This window comes from Telluria mixta (assembly GCF_029223865.1).
Taxonomy (GTDB): Bacteria; Pseudomonadota; Gammaproteobacteria; order Burkholderiales; family Burkholderiaceae_D; genus Telluria; species Telluria mixta.
Window position 1 is genome coordinate 5,831,222 of sequence record NZ_CP119520.1, and the last position, 20,013, is coordinate 5,851,234.

Annotated in this window: 14 protein-coding genes and 1 pseudogene; 5 read left to right on the forward strand and 10 right to left on the reverse strand. The window is 68.1% G+C overall.

Translation table 11 applies throughout. The features are described from left to right. Positions 1-58 precede the first annotated feature (58 nt). Positions 59-2,785 carry a TonB-dependent receptor gene (locus P0M04_RS25680; protein WP_259451419.1) on the forward strand — a complete coding sequence of 909 codons (2,727 nt, stop codon included), beginning with the start codon at positions 59-61 and terminating at the stop codon, positions 2,783-2,785. 8 nt (positions 2,786-2,793) lie between these two features. Next, the gene (locus tag P0M04_RS25685) at positions 2,794-3,750 is read left to right on the forward strand and encodes a glycoside hydrolase family 43 protein (protein ID WP_259451418.1); all 957 of its coding nucleotides are present in this window, start codon (positions 2,794-2,796) and stop codon (positions 3,748-3,750) included. On the opposite strand, the pseudogene kefC reads toward P0M04_RS25685, so the two are convergent. After that, positions 3,751-5,558: pseudogene (gene kefC, locus P0M04_RS25690) on the reverse strand (glutathione-regulated potassium-efflux system protein KefC). It abuts the gene before it with no gap. Further along, positions 5,548-6,129 carry a glutathione-regulated potassium-efflux system oxidoreductase KefF gene (gene kefF / locus P0M04_RS25695; RefSeq protein ID WP_259451416.1) on the reverse strand — a complete coding sequence of 194 codons (582 nt, stop codon included), beginning with the start codon at positions 6,127-6,129 and terminating at the stop codon, positions 5,548-5,550. The pseudogene kefC and the gene kefF overlap by 11 nt, the downstream one beginning before the upstream one ends. 157 nt (positions 6,130-6,286) lie before the next feature. Between kefF and P0M04_RS25700 the strand changes: the two genes are divergently transcribed. After that, the gene (locus P0M04_RS25700) at positions 6,287-6,595 is read left to right on the forward strand and encodes a hypothetical protein (protein ID WP_259451415.1); all 309 of its coding nucleotides are present in this window, start codon (positions 6,287-6,289) and stop codon (positions 6,593-6,595) included. Positions 6,596-6,692: 97 nt separating this feature from the next. Here the strand turns inward: P0M04_RS25700 and lpdA are convergent, their stop codons facing one another. The 4 genes from lpdA to P0M04_RS25720 are packed head-to-tail and all read right to left on the reverse strand — an operon-like array spanning position 6,693 to position 11,676. Next, the gene (gene lpdA, locus P0M04_RS25705; RefSeq protein WP_259451414.1) at positions 6,693-8,096 is read right to left on the reverse strand and encodes a dihydrolipoyl dehydrogenase; all 1,404 of its coding nucleotides are present in this window, start codon (positions 8,094-8,096) and stop codon (positions 6,693-6,695) included. 4 nt (positions 8,097-8,100) lie between these two features. Further along, positions 8,101-9,399: a dihydrolipoamide acetyltransferase family protein gene (locus P0M04_RS25710; protein ID WP_259451413.1), complete on the reverse strand. Its 1,299-nt coding sequence runs from the start codon at positions 9,397-9,399 to the stop codon at positions 8,101-8,103. Then, positions 9,399-10,442 (reverse strand): alpha-ketoacid dehydrogenase subunit beta, encoded by a 1,044-nt coding sequence (locus P0M04_RS25715; protein ID WP_259451412.1) that lies wholly within the window; start codon positions 10,440-10,442, stop codon positions 9,399-9,401. The genes P0M04_RS25710 and P0M04_RS25715 overlap by 1 nt, the downstream gene beginning before the upstream one ends. 1 nt (position 10,443) lies before the next feature. Continuing rightward, entirely contained in the window at positions 10,444-11,676 is a 1,233-nt protein-coding gene (locus P0M04_RS25720) for a 3-methyl-2-oxobutanoate dehydrogenase (2-methylpropanoyl-transferring) subunit alpha (protein ID WP_259451411.1), read from the reverse strand. A gap of 283 nt (positions 11,677-11,959) precedes the next feature. On the opposite strand from P0M04_RS25720, the gene P0M04_RS25725 reads away from it, so the two are divergent. Next, positions 11,960-15,175: a PAS domain S-box protein gene (locus P0M04_RS25725; protein WP_259451410.1), complete on the forward strand. Its 3,216-nt coding sequence runs from the start codon at positions 11,960-11,962 to the stop codon at positions 15,173-15,175. On the opposite strand, the gene P0M04_RS25730 is transcribed toward P0M04_RS25725, so the two are convergent. From P0M04_RS25730 to P0M04_RS25740, 3 genes are read right to left on the reverse strand one after another with little or no spacing between them, the layout of a single operon-like run. Next, positions 15,127-16,116: an alpha/beta fold hydrolase gene (locus tag P0M04_RS25730; protein WP_259451409.1), complete on the reverse strand. Its 990-nt coding sequence runs from the start codon at positions 16,114-16,116 to the stop codon at positions 15,127-15,129. The genes P0M04_RS25725 and P0M04_RS25730 overlap by 49 nt on opposite strands. Continuing rightward, on the reverse strand, positions 16,113-16,913 hold the full coding sequence (locus P0M04_RS25735; RefSeq protein ID WP_259451408.1) for an SDR family NAD(P)-dependent oxidoreductase: 801 nt from the start codon (positions 16,911-16,913) through the stop codon (positions 16,113-16,115). Before P0M04_RS25735 ends, P0M04_RS25730 begins: the two co-directional genes overlap by 4 nt. After that, complete coding sequence (locus tag P0M04_RS25740) at positions 16,910-18,394, reverse strand: flavin-containing monooxygenase (RefSeq protein WP_259451407.1); 1,485 nt, start codon at positions 18,392-18,394, stop codon at positions 16,910-16,912. The genes P0M04_RS25735 and P0M04_RS25740 overlap by 4 nt, the downstream gene beginning before the upstream one ends. 84 nt (positions 18,395-18,478) lie before the next feature. Here P0M04_RS25740 and P0M04_RS25745 point away from each other — a divergent pair, with 84 nt between their 5' ends. Further along, positions 18,479-19,108 (forward strand): TetR/AcrR family transcriptional regulator, encoded by a 630-nt coding sequence (locus P0M04_RS25745; protein WP_259451406.1) that lies wholly within the window; start codon positions 18,479-18,481, stop codon positions 19,106-19,108. Here the strand turns inward: P0M04_RS25745 and xth are convergent, their stop codons facing one another. Then, positions 19,109-19,894: an exodeoxyribonuclease III gene (gene xth, locus P0M04_RS25750; RefSeq protein WP_259451481.1), complete on the reverse strand. Its 786-nt coding sequence runs from the start codon at positions 19,892-19,894 to the stop codon at positions 19,109-19,111. Between the last annotated feature and the right edge of the window lie 119 nt (positions 19,895-20,013).

Genomic DNA, 20,013 nt, shown 5'->3' on the forward strand with positions numbered 1-20,013 from the left:
CGCCGACTTTTGCGTTAGCTTCCTGATAAAACTTATTACTAATAAACGGGAGATACGCATGACTACGTTCCAGCTCCGGCCCGTGTCCGCGGCCATCCTTGCGCTGCTCGCCCACACTGCCGCCGCGCAAACCACCGACCCACAACCCACGCAAGTCCAGCAAGTCACCGTCACCGGCCTGCGCAGCAGTATCCGCAGCGCCGAGGCGATCAAGCGCGACTCCGTGCAGGTCGTCGACTCCATCAACGCGGAAGACATCGGCAAATTCCCGGACCGCGCCGCGGGCGACGCCCTGCAGCGCATCGCCGGCGTGCAGGTCGGCCGCGACCGCGGCGAGACGAGCCAGGTCATCATCCGCGGCCTGCCCGACGTCGTGACGACGTTGAACGGCATGGAGTACTTCACGGGGAACGGCCGGCGGCTGCAGTACCAGGACCTGCCGGTGCAGTCGATCGGCGGCCTGGACGTGTACAAGACGGCGACGCCGAACCAGCTCGAAGGCGGCATCGCGGGCGGCATCGACGTCCGGCTGCGCCAGCCGTTCGACCTGAAGGGCCTCAACGTGACGGGTTACGTGGAAGACCGCCGCCAGAAGGTGACCGGATCCGACGCGACGTCGACGAAGAACAACCCGGGCGCCGGCTTCTCGGCCAGTAACCGCTGGAACACGAGCTACGGCGAGATCGGCGCGCTGGTCGACGTGGCGTTCAACCGCGAGCACTGGGGCTATCCCGTGCAGTGGGTCGACCGGCCCGACCGCGTGCACTCCATAGACTCCAACGGCGTGGGCACGCGCCTGGGCGACGGCCCGCTCGCGCCGTTGACGCCGGGCGCGCGCCTGGGTGAGCTGCCGAACGTGGGCGGCATCTACAACGCGGGCGACCGCGACCGCGGCAGCATCCACGGCGCCCTGCAGTGGAAGGTCAACCCGACGCTGGAAGCGAACGTGCAATACCTCGGCACGGGCTACCGCGCGCGCAGCGAAGTCGATTACATCCTCGCCATCACGACGTGGACCCCACGGTTGACCAACGTGCAGCTGGCCCCGCAGGGGGCGTACTGCAACACGCCGGAAGGCGTCGTGTGCCCGATCCAGTCCGCGTACGCGCAAGCCGCGCAGTTCGGCGGACCGTACGACTGGGATCCGTACATGGCCACGTCGACGTGGGGCGTGAAGGAGCACACGACGTCGCACTTCCTGAACCTGGGCCTGAACTACCGCGAGGGCCCGTGGAAGGCGAGTTCCAACTTCGGCTGGACCAAGTCCACGTTCGTGAACGACACGGTGATCGTCGACCAGCAGATCCCCGGCGCCAGCGTCAACGTCTACACGTACGGCGCGGACGGCCACGGGGGCTACAACAGCGTGAGCACGCCCACGAGCCCGAACGCGCTGCGCGATCCGCGCGCATTCGTGCTGCGCGGGATGGTGCAGAACTGGGGCATCTCGAAGGGCGAGCAGGTGCAATGGCGCGGCGATGCGTCGTACCGCCTCGGCGACGGCTTCTTTTCCGGTATCGACGCCGGCCTGCGCCTGTCGAACCACCTGGCCAGCTTCCACGGCGCGGAAGGCCACAGCGACATCGCGGGGGCGGTGCGCGCGAATCCGGTCGACGCATTCGGCCCCGGTTTCGAAGCGCTGGTGCCGGGCATCGACCGGCTGGGCGGCCCGTGGCTGACGCCATCGCGCGACTTCCTGATCGACCAGGCCGACACCGTGCGTGCCTTCTATGGCGCGTCGCCGGGCCGCGTGGCGGACGACCCCACCCGCACGTTCGAGCAGCGCGAGAGCACGAACACCGTGTATCTCGCCGCGCGCTGGAAGACGAAGGCGGGCGACGTCGACCTGTCCGGCACGGTGGGCGGACGCTATGTCCACGTGGCGCGCAACCTGAACGGCAACAGCCGCATCGGCGACGTCGTGTCGCCGATCGCCGTCAGCTCGACGGAAAACAACTTCCTGCCCAGCTTCGCGGCCGTCGTCGGCTGGCGCGAGAACCTGCAGTCGCACCTTTCCGTCGGCAAGACGATCACCCGGCCGGATTTCGCGTCGCTGAATCCGGCACTGTCGCTCATCCCGCCAACCGTCAACGCGCCCGGCACCGGCTCGGCCGGCAACCCCAATTTGCGGCCGACGCGCTCCGTGAACACGGACGCGACGCTCGAATACTACTTCCCGAAAAACGGCTACGCGCAGGTCGCGCTGTTCCACCGCGATATCGACGGCTACCTGCAGAACATGGAGTCGAGCGAAGTCATCGGCGGGCAGAACTATCGCGTGACGCGTCCGCAAAATTCCGGCAAGGGCACCCTGCGCGGCGCGGAATTCGGCATCCAGAAGTTCTTCGACTTCCTGCCCGGCCCGTGGAGCAATTTCGGCGCCCAGTTCAACTACACGTGGATCGACGGCGACAACCAGACGCTCGTCTCGCCCACGAGCACGGAATACCGCACGACGGCGCTGACGAACGTCGCGAAGAAGAACTACAACTTCGCGCTGCTGTATGAAGGGAACGGCATCACGGGACGCCTGACCGCGACGCACCGCGGCAACTACGTCGAGCAGATCGCCGAGCCGCGCTTCTTCCAGGACCGCATCGTCAAGGCCAGCACGTACGTCGACCTGAGCGTGTCGTATGCGCTGAACAAGAACCTGTCGCTGCAATTCGACGCGATCAACCTGACGCACGAGAAGTACGAAAGCTATCTCGGCTCCGAGATCCGTCCGCGCGACATCCGCTACAACCCGACCACGTACGGCCTCGGGCTGCGCTTCTCGCTGTGAGCCCGACGATGGCGAAGACGTATCGCAACCCGGTGTACCCGGACGTGTTCGCGGACCCGTTCGTGCTGCGCCACGACGGCGTGTATTACGCGTACGGCACGGGGCCGGGCGGCGCGGACGGGCGGCAGGTGCCCGTGCTGCGCTCGGCCGACCTCGTCGACTGGGAGCCGCTGGGCCACGCGCTGCTGCCGATCGGCGAGTCGCACTACTGGGCGCCGGAAGTGGCGAGCCACGGGGGCCGCTTCTACATGTACTACTCGGCCGGGTCGGCACCGGAGGGCACGGACCAGAAACTGCGCGTGGCCGTTGCCGATCACCCGGCCGGCCCGTTCGCCGACAGCGGCAAGCTGCTCGTGCCCGATCAACCGTTCGCCATCGATGCGCATCCGTTCCGGGCAGGGGACGGCCAGTGGTACCTGTTCTACTGCACCGATTTCCTGGAACTGGAGGGCGAGTACCGCGTCGGCACGGGCATCGTCGTCGACCGGCTCGTCGACATGACGACGCTGGCGGGGGAGCCGCATGTCGTCGTCCGCCCGCACGAGGACTGGCACGTGTTCCGCAAGGGCCGCACGATGTACGGGGGCGTCTACGACTGGCACACGGTGGAGGGCGCGGCCGTGCTGCAGCATGACGGGCGCTTCTACTGTTTCTACAGCGGCGGGGCGTGGGAGCGCGACAATTATGGCGTCAGCTGGGTCGTCGCCGACGATCCGCTGGGGCCGTACACGCGCCCGGAAGGCGGGCACGAGGCGCTGCTCATGCGCACGCCGAAGGGCGGGGACCTGCTTGGGCCGGGCCACAATTCGTTCACCACGGGGCCGGACGGGACATCCACGTGGATCGTGTACCACGCGTGGGACCTCGCGCAGACGGCGCGGCGCATGTGCATCGACCGGATCGACTGGGTCGACGGCAAGCCGTCCACGCCGGGGCCGACGTGGACGGACCAGCCGGCGCCCTGATCAATCCCAGTCGCTGCCCGTCTCCTCGTCGAACGCCTTGCGGTCGCGCGAAATCATCTCTTCGAGTTCCTCGCGCGCCTGCTTGGCCATCGACACGAACGTCTCGCGGTCCTTGTAATACGGGTAGACCGTGTCGAGGGTCTGCTTGTTGTAGCGCCTGAATTTCAGCGCGGCCTGGCGCGTCGCGTACGCGCTCTGGCCCAGGCCCGCCGTCAGCACGGAGCGGCCCAGGCGCAGCGCCGCCTCGAACGTCTCGCGCTCGATCAGTTCCACGCCCCGGTCCATCAACTGGTAGTAGTGCGTGACGTTGCGGGCGCGCGCGAACACGGGCAGGTCCGGGTACTCGCGCCGGACGGCGTCGACGAGTTTCAGGCTGTCCTCGATGTCGTCGATGGCGACGACGACGGCCCTGGCCTTCGGCGCGCCCGCCGCGCGCAGCAGGTCGGGGCGGGTCGCGTCGCCATAGAACACCTTGAAGCCGAAGTGGCGTAGCACCTCGATCTGGTCCGGGTCGTGGTCCAGCACCGTCAACCGTACGTTGTTGGCGTGCAGGAAGCGGCCCACGATCTGCCCGAAGCGGCCGAAGCCCGCGACGATCACATGGCCCTCGTTCGGCTCGATGCGGTCGGCCTTGCGCTTGCCGCCGCGGCCTTCGCGGCCGGCCGACAGGCGGTCGTAGGCCATCAGCGCGAGCGGCGTCACGACCATCGACAATGCGACGACGACGACGAGGATATTGACCACGTCCGGCGAGAACACCTTCGCCGTGGCGGCCGCGCCGAACACGACGAACGCGAATTCACCGCCCTGCGCGAGCAGCAGGGAAAACTGCAGGTGCTGGCCGCGCGCGATCTTCAACCCGCGCGACAGGCCGTACAGCACGGCGACCTTGATGACCAGGAAGCCCGCCACGAGGCCCAGCACGAGCCCCGGCTGCGCGAAGAACACGGCGAAGTCGACGGACATGCCGACGGCGATGAAGAACAAACCGAGCAGCAGGCCCTTGAACGGTTCCAGGTCGGTCTCGAGCGCGTGGCGGTACTCCGAATCGGCGAGCAGCACGCCGGCCATGAAGGCGCCGAGGGCCATCGACATGCCGACCCATTGCATCAGCAGCGAGATCGCGATGACGAGCAGCAGGGCGAACGCGGTAAAGATCTCGCGCGCGTCCGTCTTGGCGATGATGCGCAGCAGGGGCCGGAGCAGGAAACGGCCCGCGACGACGAGCCCCGCGAGCACGCCCGCGACCTTCAGCGCCGCGATCCACGCATTGCCCCGCCACCGGCGGATTCCGGTACGCCCAGCAGCGGCACGATGGCGATCATCGGGATCGCCGCGATGTCCTGGAACAGCAGGATCGCGAAGCCGGCCTGGCCGGCCGGTGTCGGCATCAGGTTGCGTTCTTCCAGCGACGCGAGGGCGATCGCCGTCGACGACAGCGACAGGCCCAGGCCCGCGATCAGGGCCACCTTCCAGTCGATCCCGGCCAGCAGCGCGGCGCCGAACAGACCCGCCGCGACCCCGGCGACCTGCGCACCGCCCCAGCCGAAGATCGGTCGGCGCAGCGCCCACAGCCGGCTCGGCTCCAGTTCCAGGCCGATCAGGAACAGCAGCAGCACGACACCGAATTCGGCGAAGTGCAGCGCGTCCTCGCCATCGGCAACGAAGCGCAGGCCGAACGGGCCGATCAGGATGCCGGCGACAAGATAGCCCAGCACGGCGCCCATGCCCAGGCGTTTCGCGAACGGTACGACCAGCACGGCGGCGCCGAGGTAGACCACCGCGTTCTGCAGCAGATTATGTTCCATGCGGACGCTCCAGTACGTCGGCGGGGCCGGCGTACCCTTCGAGGCGGTGGCGGAATTCCGCCGCGAACGCGTCGATCGCGTCGGGCGTCGCCTGCGCCGTCCCGTGCATCACGAGCGGCGCGATCCAGTCCATGCCGCACAGGGCGGCTGTCGCCTCGTACGGCGCGAGGAAGTCCGCGAATGGCCGGCCGTGCAGGCCGCCCGGCTGGTACGCATCGGGGCCGCTGCCCGTCGTCGTCACGAGCCAGAAGCTTTTCCCGCGCAGCGCGCATTCGCCCGTATGCGCGTAATCGTTGTAGGCCCAGCCGGGCTGCAGCACGACGTCCATCCATTCCTTGACGATGGAGGGCATGCCGTACCAGCGGAACGGGTGCAGGAAGACGAGCAGGCGGGAGGTTCGCAGCCGCTCGCGCTCCCGCTCGCCGTCGATGTCGAAGTCGGGATAGCATTGGTACAGGTCGCACAGTTCGACGCCGGGAAGCGCGCGCGCCGTCTCGGCGAGCTGGCGGTGGACGGGCGAGCGGTGCGGCGCCGGATGGGCGTAGATCACCAGGATGTTCGGTTCGTTCATTCGTAGTTCATCAATTGCAACACCGTTTTATAGCATACAAGACATGCCGTGCGTCATTCTCGCCCGACATGTCCTACAAGCCAGCCGCGTACATGCCTATAGTCCGCGGATGCGGGAGGATTATGATGATCATCAACGCGAACGAATGGAGAATCGTATGTCCATGCAGAGCGAAGGTAACAACGCCAAAGGGCGCAACTACGATCAGGTGACGAAGGACGGCACGAGTTCCGCCGGCACGTTGGGTGTGGGAGGGACTGGCACTAACGCACAGTCGGACACGGGCGGCAACCTGCAAAAAGGCAGGGCGGACGATTTGCTGAGCAACGACGCCGACCGCGACAGCGAAGGCTTCGTCGGTGAGGAAGCGGGTGAATTGCAGACCGGTCTGGGCGGCATCGGCAGCCTGAGCACAGGTAACGCGGGCAGCCGGCAGTCCGAGGAGGACGACAAGGCGTCAAGGTAAGGCCCGGCTGGTCCGGGATCGGGGGCGTGCCAGCGGTCTGGTGCGCAGTACGGGCGAACGGCGCCGGGGGCGACGCCGGTTCGCCCGTGCGTTTTTATCAGATGTGCAGCGCGTGCCCCAATGCCCTGAGCGCGGCTTCCTGTACCGCTTCGCCCAGCGTCGGATGCGCGTGAATCGTGCCCGCGACGTCCTCCAGCTGCGCGCCCATTTCGATGGATTGCACGAACGCCGTCGACAGTTCCGACACCGCACCGCCGACTGCCTGCCACCCGACGATCACGTGGTTGTCCTTGCGGGCGACCACGCGTACGAAGCCGTCCGTCGATTCCAGGGTCATCGCGCGGCCGTTCGCGGCGAACGGGAAGCTGGCGCTGATGCAGTCGATGCCGAGCGTCGCAGCGTCCTGCGGCGTCATCCCGACGACCACCACTTCCGGATCCGTGAAGCAGACTGCGGGAATCGCGGTCGGCGCGAAATGGCGGCGCTTGCCCGCGATAATCTCGGCCACCATCTCGCCCTGGGCCATCGCGCGGTGCGCCAGCATCGGCTCGCCCGTCAGGTCGCCGATGGCCCACACGTTGCGCATCGACGTGCGGCACTGGTTGTCGATGCGGACGTGGCGCCCGTTCATGTCGAGCAGCAGGCTCTCCAGCCCGTAGCCCTCCGTGCGCGGCCGGCGGCCGACGGCGACGAGCACGCGGTCCGCTTCCAGCACGACTTCCTCGCCGCCGCCGTTCTTCATGCGGATGCCACGCCAGCCGTCGCTGCGGCCGTCCTCGGCCAGCCCGAGCACGCTGGATTCCAGGTGCAGCTCGATTCCCAGCCGTTTCAGGCTCGCCGCGACAGGTTTCACCAGTTCGTCATCGTAGGCAGGCAGTACCCGCCCGGCCGCTTCAATAACCGTCACCCGCGCGCCCAGCTTGCGGTACGCGATGCCCAGTTCCAGGCCGATGTAGCCGGCGCCGACGACGACCAGATGCCCGGGCAGCGTCGCGGGCGCGAGCGCCTCCGTCGACGAGACGACGTTGCCGCCGAACGGCATGAACGGCAATTCGACGGGCACGGAGCCGGTCGCGAGCAGCAGGTGTTCGCAGCGGATCCTGGACTCGCCCACCTCGACCGTCTTGCCGTCGAGGATGCGCGCCCAGCCCTGCACGACCTTCACGCCGTTCTTCTTCAACAGCGCGCCGACGCCGCCCGTCAGCCGCTTGACGATGCCGTCCTTCCACGCGACCGTCTGCGTGACGTCGATGGTCGGCGCGCCCGTCCGGATGCCGAGCGGCGACTCGCCCGCGTAGCTGGCCGCCTGGTGGAAGGCATCCGCTGCGTGGATCAAGGCCTTCGATGGGATGCAGCCGATGTTCAGGCACGTGCCGCCCAGGTCCGCCCCTTCGACGAGTACGGTCGGGATGCCCAGCTGGCCTGCGCGGATCGCGGCGACGTAGCCGCCCGGGCCGCCGCCGATGACGAGGAGGGTGGTGGTTTCAGTGTTCACTGTCATGCGTTCACTCCACGAACAGGGTGGCCGGCGCTTCGAGATACGCGCGCACCGCCTGGATGAATTCCGCCGCGACCATGCCGTCGATGACGCGGTGGTCGAACGACGACGAGAGGTTCATCAGCTTGCGCGCCACCATGCTGCCGTTGCGGATCACGGGCCGGTCGACGATGCGGTTCACGCCCACGATCGCCACTTCGGGATGGTTGATGACGGGCGTGCTGACGATGCCGCCCAGCGCGCCGAGGCTCGTGATCGTGATCGTCGACCCGGACAGCTCGTCGCGCGCCGCCTTGCCGTGGCGCGCCGCGTCCGCCAGCCGGGCGATTTCCGCCGCGCAGGCCCACGGATCGCGCGCTTCCGCGTGGCGCACGACGGGCACCATGAGCCCCGCGTCCGTCTGCGTCGCGATGCCCATGTGGACGGGCTGGTAGCGCGTGACGATATTCGCCTGGTCGTCGTAACGGGCATTCACGTCGGGGAACTTGCGGATCGCGAGGACGATGGCACGCATCAGCAGGGGCAGCAGGGTGATCTTTCCCCGCTCCTCGCCGTAGCGCGCGTTCAGCTGGCTGCGCAGGGCTTCCAGCTCCGTCACGTCGACTTCTTCCACGTACGTGAAATGCGGGATCTGGCGTTTCGCGAGCTGCATCTTTTCCGCGATCTTTCGGCGCAGGCCGATCACGGGGACAGCTTCCTCGCCTTCCAGTTCCGCATAACGCCCATCCGCCGCAGCCGCGCGGCCTTGCCGGTGGCCGGTCACGTGCGCATCCAGGTCCGCGTGCGTGATGCGGCCGGCGGGGCCGCTGCCGGCCACGTATTGCAGCTCGATGCCCAGGTCCCACGCGCGCTTGCGCACGGCCGGCGCGGCCAGCGGTTTGTCGCCCGCCGCGCGCGGTGCGGGCGCGGGCGCACGCGCGGGACGCGGCGGCGCTGCGACGACCGGGGCCGCCTCCGCGACGCTCGCCGCGGCTTCGGCCACGCGCGGCGGTTCCGGCACGAAGCCGTGCGGGACCTCGGCCGGTTCATCGGCCGGCGGTGGCGCCGCCTTCGCATTCCCGGCACCCTCTACCTCCAGCCGGATCAGCTCCGCCCCGACCGCCAGCGATTCCCCGACCTTGCCGCCGAGGGACACCACCGTCCCGTGCACCGGTGACGGAATCTCCACGGTCGCCTTGTCCGTCATGACGTCGGCCAGGATCTGGTCTTCGACGATCGCGTCGCCCGGCTGCACGCGCCACGCGACGACTTCCACTTCCGCGATGCCTTCGCCCAGGTCCGGCATCTTGATCACATGCTGTCCCATCACGCCTCCATCGCTCGCTTGAATGCCGCGCCCACGCGGTCCGGTCCCGGGAAATACGCCCATTCCTGCGCATGCGGGTAGGGCGTGTCCCAGCCCGTCACGCGCTCGATGGGCGCCTCGAGGTGGTAGAAGCAGTGTTCCTGCACGAGGGCCGCGAGTTCCGCGCCGAAGCCGCTCGTGCGGGTCGCTTCGTGGACGACGACGCAGCGGCCCGTCTTCTTGACGGATTCGACGATCGTCTCCAGGTCCAGCGGCCACAGCGTGCGCAGGTCGATGATCTCGGCATCGATGCCCGTCTCGTTCGCGGCCGCCTCGGACACCCACACCATCGTGCCGTACGTGAGCACGGTGAGGTCGGCGCCTTCGCGGAACACGGCGGCCTTGTCCAGCGGGACCGTGTAATAGCCTTCCGGGACTTCTCCCTTCGGGTGCTTCGCCCACGAGACGACGGGGCGGTCGTGGTGACCGTCGAACGGGCCGTTGTAGAGCCGCTTCGGCTCCAGGAAGATGACCGGGTCGTCGTTCTCGATGGACGCGATGAGCAGGCCTTTCGCGTCGTATGGATTGGACGGCATCACCGTGCGCAGGCCGCACACGTGCGTAAAGAACGCTTCCGGGCTCTGGCTGTGCGTCTGGCCGCCGTAGATGCCGCCGCCGCAAGGCATGCGGATCGTCAGCGGCGCGGTGAAATCGCTGGCGGAGCGGTAGCGCAGGCGCGCCGCTTCCGACACGATCTGGTCGGTCGCCGGATAAAAATAGTCGGCGAACTGGATCTCGACGACGGGCCGCAGGCCGTATGCCGCCATGCCGACGGCGGTGCCGACAATGCCGCCTTCCGAGATCGGCGCGTCGAAACAGCGGTTCTTGCCGTACTTCGCCTGCAGGCCGTCCGTCACGCGGAACACGCCGCCGAAATATCCCACGTCCTGGCCGTAGATGACGACATTGTCGTCGCGCCCGAGCATGACATCCATGGCCGAACGGAGGGCCTGGATCATCGTCATCGGGGTGGTCTTGATGTCGTTGTCGATGTCGCGCTTCATGTCACACCCCCAGTTGCTGGCGTTGGCGGCGCAGGTGTTCGGGCATGTCCTTGTAGACGTCCTCGAACATCGACGCGGCGCTCGGCACGCGGCCGTCAATCAGCGTGCCGTGGCGTTCCGCTTCCTTCTGCGCGGCCAGCACCTCGGCTTCCAGTTCGGCCTGCAGGGCCTCGTGTTCGGCGTCGGTCCACCATCCCTTCTTGATCAGGTGGCGGCGCAGGCGGCCGATCGGGTCGCCCAGCGGGAAATAGGTCCACTCGTCGGCGGGGCGGTAGCGCGACGGGTCGTCCGACGTCGAGTGGGGGCCGGCGCGGTACGTCACCCACTCGATGAGGGTGGGACCGAGGTTGGAACGTGCGCGTTCCGCCGCCCAGCACGACGCGGCGTAGACGGCCAGGAAGTCGTTGCCGTCCACGCGCAGCGACGCGATGCCCGCGCCGACGCCGCGCGCGGCAAAGCTGACGCTCTCGCCGCCGGCGATGGCCTGGAACGTGGAGATCGCCCACTGGTTGTTGACGACGTTCAGGATCACGGGCGCCTGGTACACGTGCGCGAACGTGAGGCCCGTGTGGAAATCGCTTTCCGCCGTGGCGCCGTCGCCGATCCAGCCGGATGCGATCTTCGTGTCGCCCTTGATCGCGGACGCCATCGCCCAACCGACGGCCTGCGGGATCTGCGTGGCGAGGTTGCCCGAGATCGTGAAGAACCCCTTGTCCTTCACGGAATACATCACGGGCAGCTGGCGGCCCTTCAGCGGGTCCGCCTCGTTCGACAGCAGCTGGCACACCATGTCCACGAGCGGATACTCGCGTGCCATCAGGAGGCTTTGCTGGCGGTAGGTCGGGAAGCACATGTCGCCATCCTTCAGCGCGAGCGCGTGGGCGCTGCCGATGGCTTCCTCGCCGAGCGAGGTCATGTAGAAAGACAGCTTTTTCTGGCGCTGGGCGATGACCATGCGCGCGTCGAAGATGCGCGTCTTCATCATCGTGCGCAGGCCGAAGCGCAGCGTGTCGCGCTCGAGGCCCGGGTCCCACGGGCCGACGGCATTGCCGTCGTCGTCCAGCACGCGGATCATGCCGGCGGCGAGTGCGGCGGTGTCCTGGTAGCGGACGTCGACCGGCGGCCGGGGCGTGTCGCCGGCCTGGTGGATGTCGAGGTAAGAAAAATCGGTCTTGCAACCCGGGCGGCCGGTAGGCTCCGGGACGTGCAGCGACAGAGGTGTACTCTGGCTCATAAACGCTGTCCCCCTTGGTAAGGTGTGTGTGCGGCAGCAACATATTAATTCCGGAAAGACAGCGCACGGCTGCTTTCTCCGGGATTTTTCGTGCTGCCATGCAGCATGCCGGCGCGGGATCGCCGCGCGCGTGCCCGCCGTATCTGGCCCGGACGTTAGCACGCGGTGCAGCGGACGGGGGCCGATACGGACAACCGGAACGCAGGTTGCTAATCGTGTGTACCCAGGACGCCGAACACGATTAGAATTGCTGGTTTCTTAACATTGCGGGCGGATCGACAAGATGTTGACTCAGGCGGCTCCGGTCAGGACCTTCGGTGCGGGCGGCGGCCTGCTGGGCGGAATCATCGACGACTACGACTGGGCCGGCACGAGCCTCGGCCCCATCGTCCAGTGGCCCGACGTCGTCCGTACGACCGTCGAACTGATCCTGCGCTCGCCGGTACCCATCGTTACCCTGTGGGGCGAGGACGGCGTCATGATCTACAACGACGCCTACTCCGGCTTCGCGGGCGGCCGCCATCCGCGCCTGCTCGGCTCCAGGGTGAGAGAGGGCTGGCCGGAGGTGGCCGATTTCAACGACAACGTGATGAAGGTCGGCCTGGCCGGCGGCACGCTGTCGTACCGCGACCAGGAACTGACCCTGCACCGCAGCGGCAAGCCCGAGCCCGTGTGGATGAACCTCGATTACTCGCCGATCGTCGATGCCGGCGGCGCCGTCGTGGGCGTGATCGCCATCGTCGTCGAGACGACCGCCAAGGTGCGCGCCGAGCGCTGGCTGAGCGGGGAACACGACCGCCTGCGGGCCATGTTCGAGCAGGCGCCCGGATTCATGGCCCAGCTGGCGGGGGCCGACCACGTGATCCAGTCCGCGAACGCCGCCTACCGGGCGCTCGCCGGCCAGCGCGACCTGCTCGGCAAACCGCTGCGCGAGGCGCTGCCGGAGACGGTACCGCAGGGCGTGATCACGATCCTGGACCAGGTCTACCTCACCGGCACGACGTACACCGCGACCGCGAGCCCGCTGTGGCTGGCCGGCAGCGACGGGAACCGCGTCCTGCACTACGTCGATTTCGTCTACCAGCCCGTCAAGCGCGAGGACGGCACCGTGTTCGGCATCTTCGTGCAGGGCAGCGACGTCACGGTGCGCGTCGACGCCGAGCGCGCGCTGCGCGAGAGCGAGGAAAAATTCCGCACGTTCGCCGAGGCGATGCCGAACCAGGTATGGACCGCGACGCGGGAAGGCAAGCTCGACTGGTTCAACACCCGCGTGTACGCCTACAGCGGCCTCGATCACGACACCCTCGCGGGCATCGAGTGGACGGCCACCGTGCATCCGGACGACCTGCCGGCCGCGCAGATGCGCTGGGCTGTCGCGGTGGCGTCGGGTGCGCCCTACGACGCGGAGTTCCGCCTGCGCGGCGCGGACGGCACGTACCGCTGGCATCTGTCGCGCGCCGTCGCGCTGCGCGCTGCGGACGGCAACGTGGTCCGCTGGATCGGCACCACCATCGACATCGAGGACCAGAAAGTCATCTCGCACCGCCTCGCGGCGCTGAACGCGGACCTGGAATCGACGGTCGCGCGGCGCACGGCGGAACGCGACCGGATGTGGCGACTGTCGCGCGACATCATGCTCGTCGCGTCGTTCGACGGCATCGTCGAAGCCGTGAGTCCGTCGTTCGGATCGCTGCTGGGCTGGTCCGAGCACGATATCGTCGGCAAGAATTTCCTGCAGCTCGTGCACCCGGACGACCAGGCCGCGACGGTCAACCAGATGGCGTCGCTGGGCGAGGGCCACTACGTCTATAAATTCGAGAACCGCTACCGGCGCAAGGACGGCAGCTATTGCCTGCTGTCGTGGACCGCGGCGCCGGACGCCGATTTCATCCACGCGATCGGACGCGACATCACGACCGACCGCGAACAGGCCGAGCAGATCCGCCGCACGGAACTGGCGCTGCAGCAGTCGCAGAAGATGGAGACGATCGGCAAGCTGACGGGCGGCGTGGCGCACGATTTCAACAATCTGCTACAGATCATCTCGGGCAATCTGCAACTGCTCGAGATGAATACCGGCGGCGCGGAAGTGCAACGATGGATCGGCAATGCGCGGTCCGCGGTCGAAAAAGGCGCGAAGCTGGCCAGCTATTTGCTCGCGTTCGGCCGCCGCCAGCCGCTGGAGCCGAAGGTTGTAAAAATCGGCCGCGTCGTGACGGGCATGGAAGACATGCTGCGCCGCGCGCTGGGCGAAGAGATCGAGGTGGAGCTTGCGATCTCGGGCGGCCTGTGGAACACGGCGGTCGACGTGGCGCAGGTCGAGAATGCGATCCTCAACCTCGCCATCAACGCACGCGACGCCATGTCCGGTGCCGGCAAGCTGACGATCGAGGCGCACAACGCGATCCTCGACGACCTGTATTGCCGGACGCACGGCGACGTGGCGCCGGGCCAGTACGTGATGCTGGCCGTGACGGACACGGGCAGCGGCATGACGCCGGACGTGCTGCGCCAGGCATTCGAGCCGTTCTTCTCGACCAAGGCGGAGGGCAAGGGATCGGGCCTCGGCCTGTCGATGGTGTATGGCTTCGTCAAGCAGTCCGGCGGCCACGTCAAGATCTACAGCGAGCCGGGGCAGGGCACGACGGTGAAACTGTACCTGCCGCGCACGACGGCGGCCGAGGAACCGCTGGGGCCGATGGATGCGCACCAGCCGGCCATCGGCGGCACGGAGACGATCCTGGTCGCGGAAGACGACGAAGCCGTGCGCACGACGGTCGTGGAGATGCTGACGCAGCTCGGCTACCGCGTGCTGAAGGCGGCCGACGCGGCCAGCGCGCTCGCGGTGGTAGAGTCGGGCGTGCCGATCGACGTGCTGTTCACGGACGTCGTCATGCCCGGCACCCTGCGCAGCCCGGACCTCGCCCGCATGGCACGCGAACGGCTGCCAAACCTCGCCGTGCTGTTCACGTCGGGCTACACGGAAAACGCCATCGTGCACGGCGGCCGTCTCGACCCCGGCGTGGAGCTGCTCGGCAAGCCATACACGCGCGAAAGCCTCGCACGGCGCATCCGCCAGGTGCTCGCGAACCAGAGGAATCGCGTGCACGTGGACAGCGCGCCGCCCATCGTCCCGGCGGCCGGGCCCGGGCCCGATCCGGACCGCCTGCGCATCGTGCTCGTGGAAGACGAGGACGAGATCCGCGACGCCACGGCCGCGCTGCTGCGCCACCTGGGCCACGAGGTGCTGGAAGCCGTGGACGCGGAACAGGCGCTCGACATCATCTCGCCCGCGTCGGACGTGCTCATCACGGACGTGCTGCTGCCCGGCATGTCCGGCGACCTGCTGGCCGCGCAGGCGCGCACCCTGGCACCGGGCATCCGCATCGTGTTCGCGACGGGCAAGGGGGAAGTCAACAACTGGCCGGACGCCGTCGTGCTGCGCAAACCCTACGACCTGGCCGCGCTGGTGGCGGCACTGGCGAGCAGCATCGCCTGACGCGCGGCCGTATCGATGAAGGCGGCCGTCACATCCGGATTCGTAATGGGCAGCATGTGGCCGCCCTCGATCAGCTGGAGTGTCGCACCGCGCACCTTGTCGGCCAGCGCCTGGCCGTGGGCGCGCCAGTCGAGGATGCGGTCGTCCTTGCCGTACAGGATGCTGACCGGAAGCTGCAGTTCACCGTAGCGGGACGCCTGCGCCGGCAGGCAGTCGGGCAGCGAACGCAGGTCGTCGGACGCGGACAGGAAGGCACTGGGGCGCAGGCCGAGCAGGCCGCCGCCGCGCGTCGCGAAATCCTCCGGCACGGCTTCCGGCCCGAATACGACGTCGAGCGTGGCGCGGCTGTTCTTGATCGACACGGGGATCGCGAGCGTCCACGCGACGATCTTGCGCCAGGTCGGCGACAGGATCGTCAGCCCCTCGAACACGGGCGGCACGTGTTCCTGCATGTGCGTCAGCGGCGCGATGAGCGCGAGACCGCCCACACGGTGCGGATGGCGCAGCGCGAGCGCGAGGGACAATGCGCCGCCCAACGAATGGCCCACGACGAGCGGGCGCTCCAGCTGAAGGTGCTCGATCAGCGCGGCGAGCATGGCGGCCTGCGTGTCCAGGTCCGCCGCCGTGCCGGACGCGCGCGTGGAATACCCGGAGCCGGCGCGGTCGACGGCGATTACGCGGTAACGGCCGGCCAGCCGGTCCGTCACGCCATACGTGTAATGGTCGAGCTGGGCCGCGAGGCCGTGCACGAGCAGCAGCGCCGGCAAGGCCGGATCGCCGCCGTCGAACTCGCGGATGTGCAGCCGGGCGCCGGGCACGTCGACGAAGCGGCCCCGCGGCGGCAGTACGGATTCGACCTTGCGCACGGTCCACAGGGTGAACAGGAAGGCGACGAGGACGAGGAGGGCGAGGACGCCGAGGAGTATCAGCACGAGTGTCATCGTTTGATCGCTTTCTTGAGAAGATTCCAGTAGCCGACGGGAGACAAACGTTCCAGCAGCGCGGCCGCCTTGGCATCGCTGCCGACGAGGATACGGGCCCGGCGCCGTTCGATGCCGCGCACGATGATCTCGCCCGCCTGTTCGGGCGCCATGCGCAGCAGCTTTTCCATCGTGCGGCGTCCGCGTTCCACCTCGTCCGCCGGCGCGCCGGCCGGCACGCGGGCGTTCTGTGCGATCTGCGTCGCCACGCCACCCGGGTGTACGACGGACACGCCCACCGTGCTGCCTTCCAGCTCGTGGCGCAGCACGCTGGAAAAGCCGCGCACGGCGAATTTGCTGGCCGAGTAGGCGGCCTGGCCCGGCGGGGCGATGATGCCGTAGATGCTCGACACGTTGACGATGCGCGCGTCGTCGCTTGCGTGCAGCAGCGGCAGGAACGCCCGCGTCATGCGCACGACGCCGCCGAAGTTGATTTCCATGAGCCAGTCGAAATCTTCCGCGCCCACCTGTTCGAAGGTGCCGCCCAGCGCGACGCCCGCGTTGTTCATCAGGAGATCCACGCGGCCGTGCGCGGCGTGCACGATGGCGGGGAACGCGGCCACGGCGGCGCGGTCGGCCACGTCGAGCACGTGGTGCGTGGCGGCCGGGCCGATTTCGCGTGCTACCGCGGCCACGGCATCGGCATCGATGTCCGCCAGGGCGAGGCGCGCGCCGCGGCGGGCCATGGCGAAGGCGGTGGCGCGGCCGATGCCGCTGCCGGCGCCGGTGATGACGGCGACGCGGTCGTCGAGGTTCATGGCATGGCTCCTTTGCGGCCGAAACGCAGCACGCCATCGGCGATGCGGCCGTAGCGGATCGTCAGCATGTCCTGCAGATAGTTCTGGTAGACCTGCCACGGCTTGCGCGAGCCCTGCTGCGGCAGGTCGGCGCTGGCGCGCTGCACGTAACCCGAGGTAAAACTGAGGAACGGTTCCGGTTGCACGCCCGGTTCGCGGTGCACGACGGCGACCTGCTGGCCCTTGCGGTCCATGTGGCGCAGCAACCGCACGACCCAGGAGGCGGTCAGGTCCGCCTTCAGCGTCCACGACGCGTTCGTGTACCCGAACGTCATCACGCAGTTCGGCAGGCCGGACAGCATCATGCCCTTGTACGACATCGCGGCGTTCGGCTGGAACGGCCGGCCGTCGACGGTGATGGCGATGCCGCCCAGCAGCTTGACCTTGAGGCCCGTCGCGAGCACGACGACGTCGGCGGGCAGGATGCGGCCGGATGCGAGCAGCAGGCCTTCCGGCGTGAAGCGCTGGATGCGGTCGGTGGCGACGCTCGCGCGGCCCGTGCGGATCGCGCGGAACAGGTCGCCGTCCGGCACGACGCAGACGCGCTGGTCCCACGGCTTGTAGTCGGGCGTGAAATGGGTGTCGACGTCGTAGCCCGGGCCCAGCTGGTGGCGCGCCATCTCGACGATTTTCCGTTTCGCGAGCTCCGGCCTGGTCCGCGCGACGCGGTACAGCAGCATGCTCTCGACGATCACGCGCCAGCGCGTCAGCGCGTACGCGGCGCGCGCGGGAAGCCAGCGGCGCAGGCGCTGCGCGAAGCCGTATTCGGAAGGGCGGCTCACGATGTAGGTCGGGGAGCGCTGCAGCATCGTGACGTGTGCGGCATCCTGCGCCATCGCCGGCACGAGCGTGACGGCCGTGGCGCCGCTGCCGACGACCACGACGCGCCGGCCCCGGTAATCCAGGTCGGCGGGCCAGAACTGCGGCTGCACGATCCGGCCGCCGAAGTCCTCTTCGCCGTCGAAGCGGGGCCGGTACGCCTCGTCATAGCTGTAGTAGCCGCTGCACATGTAGAGGAAACGGGCGCGCAGCCGCGTGCGCACGCCGTCGTGCTCCGCTTCCACGCGCCAGCATGCGTCCTCGCTCGACCAGTGCGCGCCGACGACCTTGTGGCCGTAGCGGATGTGACGGTCGATGCCGTTCGCGCGCGCCGTTTGCGCGATGTAGCGCCGGATCGACGGGCCATCCGCAATCGCCTTGCCTTCGGTCCAGGGTTGAAACGCGTAACCGAGGGTATACATGTCGGAATCCGAACGCACGCCGGGATAGCGGAACAGATCCCACGTGCCGCCCAGTGCGGCGCGCGCTTCCAGGATCGCCCAGGTCTTGCCGGGGCAGCCCCGCTGCAGGTGCCAGGCGGCGCCGATCCCGGACAGGCCGGCGCCGACGATCAGGACGTCGAAAAAGGGCTCCGCGGCTGGGTCGCGAGGGCGGTCGGTCATGGCGTGTCTCGTTGTGTTTTGAATACTACTGACACTGTATATTGTCACATATTGATAAGCAACGTTCTGTGCGAAAATAGAAGGATGCCTCCAGAATCTTTACAACCTGCCCGGCCCTACCGCGGCGTTCCCCAGGGCGAACGGCGCGCACAGCGGCGCGCCCAGCTGATGGCGGCGGCCGTCGCCGTCTACGGCGAGCGCGGCTACCGCCAGTCGACCGTCAAGGCCGTCTGCGAAGCGGCCGGGCTGACCGAACGTTATTTCTATGAATCCTTCGCGAACAGCGAAGAGTTGTTGATCGCCTCGTTCAACGCCGTCACGTACAGCGTGCTGGGCGAAATCACGGAAGCGGCCCAGCAGGCCGGCCGCAGCCGGGTCGCGCGGGCGCGGGCGATGCTGCACACGTATTTCGCGGCGCTGCAGCGGGAGCCGCGTTCGGCGCGCGTGTTCCTCGTCGAGATCCGCGGCGTCAGCCGGGCCGTCGACAAGGCGTTCGATGCCGCACTGCGCGCCATCGGCGAACAGGTCGGCCGCTACCTCGTGCCCCCGGACGTGCCGGCCGATCCGCTGCTGGAAGCGGGCATCGTCGGCGGCGTGATCCATATCGCGCTGCGCTGGATCGAGGACGGGTACACGCCGGACATCGAGGTCGTCACCGACAGCGCGCTGCGCCTCGGCATGGTGCTGGGGCGGGCGCCCGTGCGCCGCGCCTGATCAACCGAGCTTCGGCCAATCCAGCTCGACCCACGTCGGCGCATGGTCGCTCGGCTTCTCGCGCCCGCGCACGTCGCGGTCGACGTCGGCCGCCTTCAGCTTCGGGGCGAGGGCGGGGCTCAGCAGCAGATGGTCGATGCGCAGGCCCGCGTTGCGGCCGTACGCGTCACGGAAATAATCCCAGAACGTGTAGATGACTTCGCCGGGGTGCATCGTCCGCAGCGCGTCCGTCCAGCCCTGGTCGAGCAGGCGCTGGTACGCCGCGCGCGTCTCCGGGCGGAACAGCGCGTCGTCGAGCCAGCGCTCCGGCTTGTAGACGTCCAGTTCCGTCGGCATCACGTTATAGTCGCCCGCGATCACGACCGGGGCCCCCGTGGCGATGAGTTCCTGCGCGCGCAGGCGCAGGCGCTCGAACCAGCGCAGCTTATAGTCGAACTTCGGACCCGGCGCCGGATTCCCGTTCGGCAGGTACAGGCAGGCGACGAGGATGCCGTTCACGGCCGCCTCGATGTAGCGGCTCTGCTCGTCGTCGGGATCGCCCGGCAAGCCGCGCTGGAGTTCCTGCGGCTCGGTGCCGCGCGCGAGAATCGCGACGCCGTTCCAGCTTTTCTGGCCGTGCCAGATCGGGCAGTAGCCGGCCGCGCGGATTTCCATCTCGGGGAATTTTTCCTGCGGCGCCTTCAGCTCCTGCAGGCAGGCCACGTCCGGCTGCGTCTCCTCCAGCCATCGCAGCAGGGCGGGGAGGCGGCTGTTGATACCGTTGACGTTGAAGGTGGCGATGCGCATGGGGTCTCTCATGGGTTGTCGTTGCCGCTATTCTGACGCGAGAATGCCGCGGCCGCCGCACGACCTACGTAAGTAGTCAAACTACGCGGAAATCTTCAGAAATTCCATGTTGCTAGCCC